We start from the raw sequence: 13712 nt of genomic DNA, 5'->3' as shown, positions 1-13712 counted from the left end.
TTCTTTCATAAAGTAATTTTTAAGGATTTTCCTTCAATGCTGCATAGTCAATATAAGGGAGCATACTATTGGAGTTTGCTCCACTAATCGTGGACATCACCATTTTAATTTCGGAATCACGCAATAATGCGTTTAATTCATCTGCACGTTCCTTCGGTGTACCTGAACGATATGTATCTGCCTTTCCTGTTAGTTTCCCTTCTACGATAATAAAACCTTTTGACTCTAAAAATTGTACTCGCAAATAACGCTTCTCAGCCGTTACAGTTGCAGGAGATGAAGGCGTATAAATACCAATCTTATCGCCTTTTCTAAGATGTTGAATCATGTTATTACTCCTCTTTATATAATTTATCTATTAACTGTCCAAAAATTTAAATATTCGAATCTAGTAAAATATATCATAATATGCAAATTATTACTTTTATTGTACTTTGAACCTCAACAGAAAAACAGCTTGTGATTTTCCCAACCAACAAGCTGTTTTATCAATCCTTTTTATAAATTATCAAACTTTATTTCAAAACCACAGTTCATTAAGGAAAAGTGGACCTTTTTAAACAATCGTGCCCGTTTTTTGCATCGGCTTTTTATTTTTAATCATTTAAACCAACCCTTACGCCAAAACCATAACAACATTACAGAGCCAACTGATACCATAACTCCCAACACTCCAAAATATCCCCATTGCCAAGTAAGTTCTGGCATATATTCAAAATTCATCCCATATATACTGGCAATAAACGTTAAGGGTATGAAAACTGATGTCATAACAGTTAGTGTCTTCATAATTCTGTTCATTCGGTTTGAATTTAGTGAAATATAGTTGTCTCGTATATCTGCCGTCATTTCTCGATTAGACTCAATCATTTCAGAAAGTCTCAATAGATGGTCGTATATATCCATAAAATAGACTCGATCATCTTTTGGGACTATCACTCTCTCCGAATTTAAAATTCTATACAGCAATTCTCTCATCGGAAAAATTGTGCGCCTTAACTTAAGTAACTGGTTTCTTATTTCATAAACATTTTCAATTAAATCTTGATTTGTTTTATTCATTTCTATTTCATTCAATTCATCTTCACTTTTATAAATACTTGGAAAATACTCATCTACAATTTTATCCATTATTGAATAAAAAATGTGGAGAACCCCTTTATTAATAGTATTTTTATCTTCCATTACTCTTTTTCGAACCATTCCTATTTCACTTGAAGGTGATGAATGGAAAGTAACAATAAAATTGTGTCCGACAAATATATCTAATTCTTCAGGTGCAAGGGAGAATTGGTTTAAAGTGTGTAGAACAAAAAAATTATACCCATCATAATAATCAAGTTTTGGACGCTGTAGAAAATGCAAGCAGTCTTCAATTGCAAGTGGATGGAAATCAAAATGAGTTTTTAAAAGCAGTGCTTCTTCATCATTAGGTGTATCGAAATCTACCCAAAACCATTTAATATCTGAATCATCTAAACGTTTTAATGGTATATCAGTTATTAGTTTTAAATCGTTTGTTACCGCAAAAGTATGAATCATATGTATCGCTTCCTCTTTTATTTGTAAATTAAACACTACCTCTTTGTGTCAGATACAAATTATTATAAATAACATAAAGAATTGGTCTAGTATATTATAACTCCTTGTTCAACTTTCCTGCCCCTATAGTTCCATAAGAAAAAGCTGCCTTAAAGACAGCTCTGATCTTCAGCTAACGCACCCGTTAGTTCTTTAAGAAAAGCGTTTCTTATTAAAGAATCGCGCCCGATTGTGGAAGATTAAAAGCTGTTTAAGGGTTCCCCACTTATTGAAACATTAACACTTCATAGGTGGCTAATGGAGAAGCTTAATAAGAACATTAAAAACTATGTTACAATTAACAATGTTGGGTAAAAATGCTAATAATTCAAGGGGATGATTTTTTGAAAAAAATATCAATGTTATTCATTTTATTCGGTATGTTATTTTTTGTAGTAGCATGTACATCAAATAAAACCAATAACGAAATGGAAAGCTCTGATAATAATGTCACATTTAAAGGTATTCCAAATAATTTAATTTCTTATTATGAAACTATCAAATTAGAAAATGCCATTGAATCTTCTTTTAACAAAAATGTGTTTAAGAAAAAAGGGCATCCAGATGGCTATGATTTAACCCTTTCTCGAGAGAAGAAAGAAGTCATTCTCGTGATTAGACCTTATTCCAAGAAAAATTTTAATTATTTAAAAGACGATCTTCAAAGTAATATTGAAGAAGTATTGAAAACAAAAAAGTATATGGATTATAAAGTAAAAGTTCTTGCTTATTGGAATGACACCAATCAGACAGAAAGACAAAAACGAGAGGAAAAAATTATTCAGGAAGTAGCAAATGAAATGAAGAAGATCGATAAAATTGATGTTTTGTTGACAGGAACTTCATATTCAGCCACTGACGGACGCATTGTACATTTGGACTTAATGTTCTATAGAAACGATAAAGAAGTTATTGAGCCAAATGAGGTTAACAATTTTCATAAAGAATTTCTTAAGTTAGCTCAAGAAAAAGGATTCAATGTTAAGGATATTCCAATACGTTTTAAATCAAATTTAAAACGAGATTGGGAAATGAAAGTTATGCCATCAATAGATCAAGGGTTGAAAGAAATAAAGGATCTAAAAGTTACATCTACAACTATAATAGATGATCATAATCCCATTATTATTAATACTTCCATAGACAGTACAGATAAAAAAGCTAAAGAAATAGGAAAACGTATTGAAGAACTCACAAATGAATTTTTTCAATATAAACAAATAAAAAAATCATTTCCTGGCCCTTATGAAATTCATGTTCTAAGTAAAGACAATAAGAAAATAAATTAAGCAATAAAAAAAGGATCTTCCAATCAAAGATCCTTTTTTATTGTATATAAAATTAATTAAGTAAACTAGCTTGCTGCTAATTGCTATGTTCCTCAACAATCTGGCCCTTTAATGGAATAATATGAATGACGTTTTTAAACAACTTTATTATGTTTTAAACGCCTTTATTGTAAATTAAACAACTTTAATGTCACTTAACAGTATTCCTTATGGAACTATCCTGCCCCGATAGTTGCATAAAGAAAAAGCTGCCTTAAAGACAGCTCTGATCTTCAGCTAAAGCACCCATTAGTTGATTAGTGCGTAAAATTTATGTACTTATTTCACCGTTTTTTGTATTTATTTGTTTTAAAAAAACACCTACACCTACTATGAATAATACCAATCCAAATCCAAAGGTGAAATTTGTTATGCCCCAAATGTATGTGGGAGTTAAATCAAGAATAGCTTGTATTTGATGTATGTCACCATTATAAGCTAAAAAAATAAGTACCTTTTCTAAACCACTTAATCCCATTAAATTTATCCCTGAAAATAAAAGTGCCACACCAAATAGTTTCATAGTAACCCTCCCTTTACATTTAATTTTAACACAATTTTCCAACATATTTATTGGATTAACCTGCCCCTTTAGTTCCATAAGAAAAAGCTGCCTTAAAGACAGCTCCGATCTTCAGCTAAAGCACCCGTTAGTTTAAGTGTAATCCGTCACAAAACACCTAATAACCATTACTGTAATTTTATTATAACTTACGGTTTCATTATTTCCCTAACTTTCTCAGGTATCATAACAACCTCCGTATTTAGGTCAACAGGTCTAAAACTTGAGTCTATACATTCCTCCCAATATTCTAAATGCTTTTTATCAATCCAATGTTTTGATTCTTCTACATTTTGACCACCTTCTCCTTGTACTGAGTACCAATATAAATACTCATTCCCATCAAGATTCTCTCTAAATATGGTTTCAACATACATCCTTTCACCTTCTAAAGTAATAAGTACATCCTTCATATTGTCGTTTAAAAATTTCAACCATTCATCTACTATTTCTGATTTACCTTCTTTTACTCTAAACCTTGTTAATTCTACATTCATAATATCCCACCTTAATTTTTAATCCAGTATTCAGTGCAATCCTTAATTCTTCTTCAACTAAACTGCCCCTTTAGCTCTATAAGAAAAAGAGCTGCCGAAGCAACTCCCTTATTGAAGTAAAGCACCTTATAATTAAATAAACATTTGAAATAAAAATCTCATTGCTTCAATACCAATAAAGTAAAATAAACCAACTAAAATACTAAGACCTAAAGATACCCTTTTCCAATATCCCTTTTCGCTGAGTCCAGCAAAAATAAAAGATAAAATAATTCCTGTTATCATTAATAAACGAAACGTTGAGACTTCAGGATTAATGATAAATGTTACAGCCATACCAAAGAATCCAATCACCAACATTATTAAAGTAAATGAAATAACTCCAAAATATTTTTTCATTACCTTCCTCCCCCTTAACTTATTTTACCATTCTGTAGAGGGGATTTATTTTTATTTTTGTTATTAAACTAACCTGCCCGGATAGTTGCATATAGAAAGAGCTACCTTAAAGACAGCTCAATATTCAGCTAACGCACCGTTAGTTCATTCAAAAGTTGGTAGTTAGGATTCAATAGTTGCCATTGATGTAACTCGTAAATAATATCCATCTGGGTCAATTAATCTAAAATCCTCTAATCCCCACGACCTTTTGGTTAACTTAGTCTGTATAGAGTACCCTTTTTCAACTACTTTGTTATAAATATCATTTATATCTTCAACTTCTAATACTATTTCAACCCCTAATCCTGTTTGTTGACTATTATTAGAAACTTTAAGAGGATGGTTTTCAGGTAAACTTTTCATTTCCCCCAACCCTAATGTAACACTTCCTTTTTTAACTGGAACGTAAGTATGTATAATCTCTTTTGGTGCATTAAATTCTAGTATATCTCTATAAAATCCCACTGATTTTTCTATACTTTCAACAAATAATTCAAGTCTTAAATTCACTTGTACATCTCTCCTTTTAAGAATTATTACATAAATAATTCTGGTTTCTTATGCAACTATCCTGCCCCTTTAGTTCCATAAGAAAAAGCTGCCTTAAAAGACAGCTCCGATCTTCAACTAACGCACCCGATTCTTGAATTAGAAATTTAATTAGCTTTTCTTGGTCTTCTTAAAAAATAAATAACCTAAAACACCTAAAATTAATGCTATACCTCCGAAAACAATAACTTGATATATAATATCCCCTAACATAACCTGTTCCTCCTATTCTAAAAAAACATTTTCCTAAATCTATATACGAGATTTTCCCTAAATAGGTTTCAACTGGTAGTTTGACTCTAAAAGTCTTATTAAACTAAACTGCCCCGTTAGTGCCATAAAAAAAAGGTTGCCGCAGCACCCCCTCTTATTGAAGTAAAGTATCTGTTAGTTTAAGAGCCTTGACCTTACCGTTTTCCAACAAACATTGTACGCTTCGCATTGCAAAATTTTTTGAAGTAAATCGCCAATCATCAAATCGAAATGTTATATCTTTTCATCACGTAGGATTTCATTTTTTTTAACGTCTTTATTGATAAATTCCATTGAAAGCTTATATATCTCATCAGGCACGTATAAATAAATGCTGTGTGTACCTCTAATTTTTATAACATCTGCTATTTCTAATTGTTCTGCAAATTCCTCATAATCTTTGTTTTTTTGTTTTGTATATTTAGAGTTTTTATATTGGTCAGCAATTGCATCTAAAAATAAAATAGGTGTTTCTTTTGGTATCGGAAGGTTAACTGATTTTTTACCGTTTTCGTATGCCTGTAAAAGCTCTTGCTCCATATCATCATTTAAAAGTTGTTTATAGTATAATGCTTTATAAATTTCTTTTTCCTCTTCAGTTAAAAAAGATTGCCGAATCACTTCAGGATTATAAGTAGCAGAAGGAACAAGTCGATGCAAACCAATTTTCGTTAAAATATTTATTCCTCTTACTGTCAATGAATCAACTAGGTTTTGGTTTGCTTTATGTGCTACGTACTGTTGAGGTAAACCAATATCTAAAGCAATAATTCCCTTTATTTCATCTGGATATCTTTGTGCCCAGTAAATAGCTTCTAACCCTGATAATGAGTGAGGCACTAATATATACGGAGGTTTATTTCCACTTTCTATTAGCGCTTCTCTAGTTTGCTCTAGTATTTTGTTAATATCTCTGTCATCGTTAAAAACGTCACTGTACCCATATCCAGCTCTTTCAATGACAGCTATCTTATTCTCTTTTGAAAACTGGCTATATAGTCCTTTCATGTCATAAACAGGAGCCGCGATCCCGGATCCAGCCATAAATACAAATGTATCCTCACCCTTTCCCTCATTATAGACATTAATTTTTTTATTATTAAACTTAACGAATGTTCCCTCTCTTTTAAGGAGTGCTGCTTCCTTACTTAATTGAAAGTTATGGTAAATAAAAACAGATACTGATACGAGCAAGATAAAGGCAATAAATAAAACAAATATTTTCTTTAATACTTCGAATACTTTTTTCATAGACTTCTCCTTTCAAGTTATACACTCTCCATCAAAGAAAAATGATAGATTGATTGTATCGATCACCAAACTTCGATTCATCAGTCATTCTCCTTTTTCTTGGTAGTATTATTTTTTGTTTTAATATTTGTTTTAATATAAGAACATTAAAATTCATTTAAGTTAACCGTACCTCGCCATCTATCAGGTTCAAGGTTGTTTCTTTAAAATGCTAATCTATACAATACTTTGGAAGGATGGCTTTTTTTATAAAGTATCTACTTTTAGATAAAGAGTATCTATTCTCCCATGAAGCACAAAAATTACAACCAACGTCAACCAAACTAATAAGGTGATTGTAAAGGGTTCCTGGACTTGTTCCTTTCTACAACAGAGTTTATATCTATTTTAAAAAACATTACCATTCATTTCCATCGATTCAACTAACAATAAATAAATAAGAATGACAAAAATGTCACTTACGGGTTCGACCTATCAGCAACAAAACAGAAAAATACGTTATGAAATGTGAAATAAGAAGAGCCAGTTTACTCCAGCCCTACTTAACATCAAATCCCTGCAAAAAAAAGCCGTTTCCTGTACGTAGGAATTGACTTTTTTTATTTCTCTTATTGTGCTAAAGCTGATGAAAACAGAATCAACTGTAGCTTTGAAATAAAGATCGATCAAAAGGTCCTCCAACCCCCATATTAGCGTAAATAAAAAGAGTTCATTTTGAAAAAATATTGATCAAAATGGATTCTTTTCTATTGATTTAGTTTACAGTTTTTATAAAATTTTTTGATTATTATTAGTGACCCTTATAGAACTAACGCACCCGTTAGTTTAAGTACACTTCTTCACAAACTTATATTAGTTCGGAACAAAGATTTAAGAATATTATTGATAAATCAGCTCTTTAGTTAATAGAGAAACGTGAACTTAAAAAGTTACCACCAAATATAACGAACACTGTTCTTTACAAACACCGTTCGTTATATTATAAATAGAACAAGACATTTAAAATTTAATTTATAGGGGTTGATAATTATGATAATGAAAACAAAAGAAATACAGGAACAACGGATTGCTATTATAGGTGCAGGTCCAGGCGGTCTCACATTAGCTCGCATTTTACAGAAACATGGTGTAAAAACGGTCGTCTATGAAAGAGAAAAGTCTCCAACTAGCCGCCAACAAGGTGGTACATTAGACCTTCATGAGGATTCCGGACAATGGGCGTTAAAAGAAGCTGGATTATTTGAAAAATTCCAAACGCTGGCTCGATATGAAGGAGAGGACTTTCGTCTTGTAGATAAAACGGGTAAAGTCTATTTGGATGAAGTTACAGATAAAAATAATGGAAAGCGTCCTGAAATCGATCGTGAAACACTTCGTGAGTTATTATTAGATTCTGTTGATTCAACTTGTATTCAATGGGGATATAAGTTGACACATGCCGTTCCTTTAGAAAATGGTATACATGAACTTCACTTTGAGAATGGGCATGTTGATACTGTTCATCTTGTGATAGCTGCCGATGGCGCCTTTTCACGTATTCGCCCTCTTGTAACGGATTCCGTACCTGAATATACTGGAATCAGCATGGTTGAGCTAAATATAAAAAATGTAGCAACCTCTCATCCAGGTATTGCTGAGCTTAATGGCAATGGAACATTCTTTGCCATCGCTGATCATAAAAGTATTTTTGCGCAGCTAAATGGAAATGGGAATATTCGTGTATATTTATCATTTAAAGTTGACCACAACTGGCTAGATAATTGTGAAATCCCGTTCAATGAACCTGATAAAGCTAAACAACAGCTCCTTCAGTACTTTAATGATTGGGACGAGTCCCTAAAAGATTATATCCGATTTGCTGATGAAGCTATACTCCCAAGACGTATATATATGTTGCCTATTGGCCTTAAATGGATCCATAAACCAGGTGTAACTCTGATGGGGGATGCGGCACACTTAATGTCGCCTTTTGCCGGAAAAGGCGCAAACTTGGCAATGCGGGATGCTGCGGAATTGGCATTGTCAATTGTTACGCATGAGAATGTTGATCAGGCGGTTCAACGATATGAGAAAAAAATGTATGTGTATTCCTCCCAATCAGCCGAAGAGTCAGATGCAAACCTCAAGCTTTGTTTTTCAGATAATGCCGCAGCTAAATGGATGGATTTAATGAAACAATATAAATGACACCATTTGATAAAGGAGATTGGAAAAGAATGATGAATAAATCAGAACGCACGATTATTAGCCGTCGTTCGCGGCCTGCTAAGGATCCATTAAGCAAAGATCTTATTGTGAGAACTGCGTTAGAAATTTTAAAGAACCAAGGCCTTTCTGGGCTGAGCATGCGTAAAATTGCCAAAGATTTAGATACGGGACCATCTTCTCTATATGTGTATGTCAAAAACGTTCAAGAGTTAAGAGCGTATGTGTTAGATTATGGACTCGAAAAAGTTGTTTTGTCAGATAACCAAGATGGGCATTGGAAAGATGAGTTATTTGATGTACTAGAATCTTATCAAATGACTCTCTATGAATCACCAGGGATCGCTGAACTTGCTTTAACGACACTTCCAATAGGACCTAACTCGTTAGCAATGATAGAATATATCCTTCAGCGGCTTCATGCGGGTGGAATTCATTCTACTTCAGCAGCGTGGGGAGTAGATCAACTATTTATCTATGCTACTTCAGTGGCATTCGAACAAGCTTCACGTAAACAGGATGGAACTGCGATGGATTCCCTTTACGTTTCTTACCAATCAGTGGATGCTAGGGAATATCCAATAATCTCTAGTTTAAAAGAGGAATTATTCTCCGGAGAACAAGAACGTTTTCGTTGGGGATTAGAAGTGATCCTGCAAGGAATGTTACAAATGCAAAAATAAATGAGAACACAGCACGTTATGAGGTGGTATCTTTGTTTTATTTCCCCTATGCTATTGCAAAAAAACAGAGCAACCCTTCGAGGACGAAGATATTATAAATTATCAATACCTAAATCGTAAAAAGCCATAAAAATAAAGGGGGATACATATTAGTCTTGTATAATAGGTATCCTCCCTTTTCTTTCCTGTTCCACAATCGCGCCCTAACCCCCCCCTTGTTCCTCAAGAAAATCAACAAGATTATTTAACAGTGTCTGTTTCATTAGAAAAAGACTCACAAACGAATCATGAGTCTTTTTTCTCGTATTTTCGTTATTAAGTATTCAGAGATCCATAATTGTTACATCCTTTACAACAGGAGAATCATTTATGCCGCTGATTAGTAAGAATCGCGAATAGTACTTTTGGATGAAACAGATGGAGAGGGCTTCGGCTAAGATTCATTACTCTGACTAATCGACTATATATTTCAGGATCAGAAGATGAAAGCTCATATACCCTTTTGCAGTACCACTGCTTGTATGGCTGAACAAAAGTTCGCTCCCCTTTAATTTCGGGATGACGAAGAACCTCTGTTGTCGCCATCTCCCAAGGAACGTCGATAATCTTAGAAATCCTCTTATGAAATCTTTGACCAAATCCCTTGTCAGCTCTCTTCGTTTGAAAAAGAGAAGATTGCAACTCTAAAGCCTGCACCGCAGCAACAGAAATTCCCTGTCCGAAAAGAGGATCAAAACGGCAATGAGCATCACCAATGATTAAGAAACCTTCCGGAATGTTTTTTGCTAGATCAAAACGGCGTCGTACTTGATAAGGAACCCGATGTATTTTAATCTCGGAAAGAGGCTCTGCTCCCTCAAGAAATCGAAGAACGTCAGGAACAGGAAGTTTTTTAGCGTATGAGATAAATTCCTCATTTGTGTTTGGTGCATGTGCATTAGCATACCCGCTGAACGTGACAGAGAATCGGTTGTCTTCAAGAGTTTGAATATAGGCACCGTAAGGGTTATCGGGAAAGCTCGGTGATATAAGGAGGTTTTGCCATTCGGGATGTTCTTGTTTTTTAAGAGAGTAAAGGCGTGTTGCATAAAACAATTGAATCTTAACTCTTTCTTCCTTCACTTTTACATCAAGTGCTTGTAGCCACTCTATATTCTTAGAGGCAGAACCGCTGGCATCCACTACAAAACTGGCATCCAGTTCTTCTGCCAGACCCGTCTTACAGGAACGTACTCGGACTCCCAGAACGGTATGGTCATGCTTGTTTACTAGCAGCTGCTCTGTTTTTGTTTCATATCGAGTAAAAATATTAGGAACTTCTTCAACCCGTCTTTGTAAATGCCATTCAAGCATAGGCCGGCTTTGCTGAATCAGGGTAAACTCTCCAGAAAACCGACGTTTCCAATAACCAAAATGGTGCCACTTCAGATCATTTGTAAAATTAGTGACGATGCTGCCATCTTCTATTAATTGAGACAATATCTCCGGAAACAAAATCTCAATGGCTTCTTCTCCTCTTTTCAATAAAACGTGAGGGTGGTAACTCTGAGGAACTCTTTTTCTAGGAACTTTTTCTTTACATTCTTGACCTGCTTCTACGATGATAACTTGCTGAAAAAAATGAGACAACGCTTTAGCAGCTAATTTACCGGCAATCCCCCCACCAATGATTACAGCCTTTTCCCGCATTTTACTCCTCCATTTTCTTTTAAATTTGCATGATTGAATCAGAAAACTTTTACTGTTTTGCCATTTTAAGCACGATCTTATTATAACTAAAAAACAAAAATAGGAGTAGAAAGATTAGCTATCACTTGGATCTGTTGATTCAACAGATCCGTTTGAAGTAGCACCAGCGAATTTGCAAATGCAAAAGAGCTGTAAAAATGACCTCTTATTTTGCTAACGCACCCGTTAGTGCCATAAGAAAAAGATCTGCCAAAGCAACTCTCTTATTGAAGTAAAGCACCCTATAGTTTAAGTGCAATATTTCACAAACTTCTAACTAATAAAAAAAAGACGATGACTTACATAAGTCATCGCCCCGATATTACTAATTATTCAATGCACTAGTAGAATCCCACTCGTCAACTATATGGTCCTAAAATGAGCTACTTTAATTGTTTATTCATTCCCCACTGGAAGTACAACAGTAAATGGTTGTAATTCCTTAGCTGGGATAAAATTTGAAAAATTGAATTGCAAAATTGTATTTTCCAGTTTAAAGTTCATGATTTTTTCTTCTCCATTTAAATCGAATGTAGATTGGAAGTTCGCTGTCTTTTTATCGATAGTTTTCACTTTATTCATGCGAATGCTATGATTTTTAGGTGGCACTGGATTTTCAGGATCTATTCCCCCTATATATTCCTTATCTACCAACAATAATTCATATTTCAAATTATTTTCAAATAAATCAAGCTGGTGTTTACTCAATTTCTTGGAGAGCCCTGTAAATTGATAATCGATTACTAGTTTACTACCCTTTTTAGTTATATCATTTACCTGAAGGCCTAAATTGAGCCGTTTGCTTTTTAACGTAAATGATTTTTTGTACAATAGCTGTTGTACTTTTGGGTCTGCAACAGATAGCTGCGGATAAAAAGTAAGTGAAGTAGTATTTGAGTTCAGCTTGGTCATTTTTGTTCGAGCAGTACTATGATATCCTTCCTCTAGTGCTGCCTCCTCTAGAGATGTTCCGTTTCCAAACCTATATACCTTTCCTTTATTATCAATTGCTTTTAGTATATAAATTTCATCATCTTTGTATTTTTCCACCGTCTCATAAATAAGCGAAGATGACGCCCTTGCGGTGAGGATCTCTTTAATACGGATTTTGACCTCATCATCCGGGTACCCTTGCTCCTGATCTATAACAAGTGTACTGTTTTTTTCTTGCTGAATGGGGATATCAAAATTCCATTCACCTTTTATCCCGTTAATATTATGAATAGTTATGGGGAGAGTAGAATTCTCCTTAAATGATTTATATGGATATTCCATTTTCCATTGGAAATTGTATCCCCCCTTGACCTTCCTAATGTCTGTCGACTTTCCATTCAACCAAGGGTCATTATCCCCTTTGTTGTGTTCAAAATTCATATCAAAGCTTACTTCCCCTTTTTCGTTATGCCCTTTTTCAACATCTTCATCTACAAATCCTGTAATTGATACCACATTGCCATCAAAATAAGCGCTGGTGAGTTTTACAGTCACTCCATTTTTAGTTAAGGATTGATTTAATTCTGTAACTGCATCTTGATTTGCAAGTTCAACGCCCATTGAATCATTGAATTCTTGAAAAATCCCGCCTATTAAAGGGGTATTAGCCAATACTTTATTCATTGTAGGATTAACAAATCCAGAAGCAATGGTGATTCCAAGAAGAGCAGCTGCAGCAGATGAACCTGCAAGAACTTTCTTTTTCTTTATTTTCCTACCTTGCCCTGACATTTTTAAGCCTTTATCAATAGCGCCAAACACTTTTTCTTTTGGTACAACTATTTTTTCAATAGCACTTTTTACTTCTTTGTTATCCATTGCATTTGCCCTCCTCATCTTTATAGGACTTTTTTAATTCGGCTTTCCCCCTGCTTAAACAAGTTTTTACAGTCCCTTCGGGGATCTTCATGATTTCACTAATGGTTTTAATAGAATAATCATAGTAGTAAAACAAAATAATGGCGGATCTATAATTCCCTTTTAACTGTCCGATCGCATTTAATAGATCTATTGCTTCGTCATGACCTGAATGATAGGTTACCGATAAATCAGACAATACTTCGTCTGTTAGTGGCACAATATTATTTCTTCTTTTGAGAATATGACCAGCACATCGAATAATGATCCTGGTAAGCCAAGTCATAAAGTAATCTGGATGCTTTAACGAGTGAATACTCTTATAAGCTTGATATGTCGTCTCTTGAACGACATCCAATGCATCCTCTTCGTTATGTACATAAAGATAAGCAGTCCGGTAGATTCGTTCATAGTGCTGCTTTATGAGTTGTTCAAAAGCTTTTTTATTGCCCCTGATTGCTTTTTTAACCATCTTATCATTCTCAAACTCCATCTCTCTCTCAACTCCTTTCAACTATTAGTGGAATATATCTTCAGAAAAAGTTTCAAAAAGTTAAAGTATTTTTAGATAAAGCATAACGCAAATAAAAACCTAAGTTTTAAAAAATATAGCTTTTAAATTTGTTGAGTGCATTCTGCAACTCAAAGGTGTTGTGAGTTTACACTTTATTCTACAAAATTGCTTATTGAACTATCCTGCCCCGTTCGTATTATAAGGTCAGCCAGATATTTCTGGTTGAACAATTTTTATATCGATATATGATAACGGTAGCTGGGGTAGAAC

13 protein-coding genes and 1 pseudogene are annotated in these 13712 nt (G+C 33.9%); 3 read left to right on the top strand and 11 right to left on the bottom strand.

Translation table 11 applies throughout. The annotated features are described in order from the left end of the window. Positions 1–22: 22 nt before the first annotated feature. Both ACIQZD_RS24285 and corA read right to left on the bottom strand, forming a co-directional pair. Positions 23–328: pseudogene (locus ACIQZD_RS24285) on the bottom strand (LD-carboxypeptidase); the annotation flags it as partial. 272 nt (positions 329–600) lie between these two features. After that, positions 601–1542 (bottom strand): magnesium/cobalt transporter CorA, encoded by a 942-nt coding sequence (corA, locus tag ACIQZD_RS24280; RefSeq protein WP_402907130.1) that lies wholly within the window; start codon positions 1540–1542, stop codon positions 601–603. Positions 1543–1925: 383 nt separating this feature from the next. Here corA and ACIQZD_RS24275 point away from each other — a divergent pair, with 383 nt between their 5' ends. Then, positions 1926–2870 carry a hypothetical protein gene (locus ACIQZD_RS24275; RefSeq protein WP_402907128.1) on the top strand — a complete coding sequence of 315 codons (945 nt, stop codon included), beginning with the start codon at positions 1926–1928 and terminating at the stop codon, positions 2868–2870. Between the two features lie 310 nt (positions 2871–3180). On the opposite strand, the gene ACIQZD_RS24270 is transcribed toward ACIQZD_RS24275, so the two are convergent. The 6 genes from ACIQZD_RS24270 to ACIQZD_RS24245 all read right to left on the bottom strand — a co-directional run bounded on the left by ACIQZD_RS24270 (position 3181) and on the right by ACIQZD_RS24245 (position 6461). Next, on the bottom strand, positions 3181–3432 hold the full coding sequence (locus ACIQZD_RS24270; RefSeq protein WP_402907126.1) for a hypothetical protein: 252 nt from the start codon (positions 3430–3432) through the stop codon (positions 3181–3183). Between the two features lie 188 nt (positions 3433–3620). Continuing rightward, positions 3621–3968, bottom strand: coding sequence for a DUF6176 family protein (locus ACIQZD_RS24265; protein ID WP_377413496.1), 348 nt, complete (start codon positions 3966–3968; stop codon positions 3621–3623). Positions 3969–4100: 132 nt separating this feature from the next. After that, positions 4101–4367, bottom strand: coding sequence for a hypothetical protein (locus tag ACIQZD_RS24260; protein ID WP_402843999.1), 267 nt, complete (start codon positions 4365–4367; stop codon positions 4101–4103). A gap of 162 nt (positions 4368–4529) precedes the next feature. Then, positions 4530–4919 (bottom strand): VOC family protein, encoded by a 390-nt coding sequence (locus tag ACIQZD_RS24255; protein ID WP_402907123.1) that lies wholly within the window; start codon positions 4917–4919, stop codon positions 4530–4532. Positions 4920–5069: 150 nt separating this feature from the next. Beyond that, entirely contained in the window at positions 5070–5171 is a 102-nt protein-coding gene (locus tag ACIQZD_RS24250) for an LPXTG cell wall anchor domain-containing protein (protein WP_275728507.1), read from the bottom strand. Positions 5172–5444: 273 nt separating this feature from the next. Next, a complete protein-coding gene (locus ACIQZD_RS24245; RefSeq protein ID WP_402907121.1) occupies positions 5445–6461 on the bottom strand; it encodes an alpha/beta fold hydrolase in 1017 nt (338 codons plus the stop codon). A 1029-nt stretch (positions 6462–7490) separates the two neighbouring features. Between ACIQZD_RS24245 and ACIQZD_RS24240 the strand changes: the two genes are divergently transcribed. Further along, positions 7491–8648: an FAD-dependent oxidoreductase gene (locus ACIQZD_RS24240; protein ID WP_402907119.1), complete on the top strand. Its 1158-nt coding sequence runs from the start codon at positions 7491–7493 to the stop codon at positions 8646–8648. A 32-nt stretch (positions 8649–8680) separates the two neighbouring features. Continuing rightward, positions 8681–9349 carry a TetR/AcrR family transcriptional regulator gene (locus tag ACIQZD_RS24235; RefSeq protein WP_283918436.1) on the top strand — a complete coding sequence of 223 codons (669 nt, stop codon included), beginning with the start codon at positions 8681–8683 and terminating at the stop codon, positions 9347–9349. A gap of 363 nt (positions 9350–9712) precedes the next feature. Here ACIQZD_RS24235 and ACIQZD_RS24230 read toward each other — a convergent pair whose 3' ends face one another. The 3 genes from ACIQZD_RS24230 to ACIQZD_RS24220 form a co-directional block, all read right to left on the bottom strand. After that, complete coding sequence (locus ACIQZD_RS24230) at positions 9713–11038, bottom strand: FAD-dependent oxidoreductase (RefSeq protein WP_402907117.1); 1326 nt, start codon at positions 11036–11038, stop codon at positions 9713–9715. A 435-nt stretch (positions 11039–11473) separates the two neighbouring features. Beyond that, positions 11474–12889: a DUF4179 domain-containing protein gene (locus ACIQZD_RS24225; RefSeq protein ID WP_402907115.1), complete on the bottom strand. Its 1416-nt coding sequence runs from the start codon at positions 12887–12889 to the stop codon at positions 11474–11476. Next, a complete protein-coding gene (locus ACIQZD_RS24220; RefSeq protein ID WP_402907113.1) occupies positions 12882–13421 on the bottom strand; it encodes a sigma-70 family RNA polymerase sigma factor in 540 nt (179 codons plus the stop codon). The genes ACIQZD_RS24225 and ACIQZD_RS24220 overlap by 8 nt, the downstream gene beginning before the upstream one ends. Positions 13422–13712 lie beyond the last annotated feature (291 nt).

The sequence above is a fragment of the Peribacillus sp. NPDC096447 genome, assembly GCF_044762725.1.
In the GTDB taxonomy this organism is placed as follows: domain Bacteria; phylum Bacillota; class Bacilli; order Bacillales; family DSM-1321; genus Peribacillus.
This window is presented reverse-complemented; position numbering and strand designations above follow the sequence as displayed.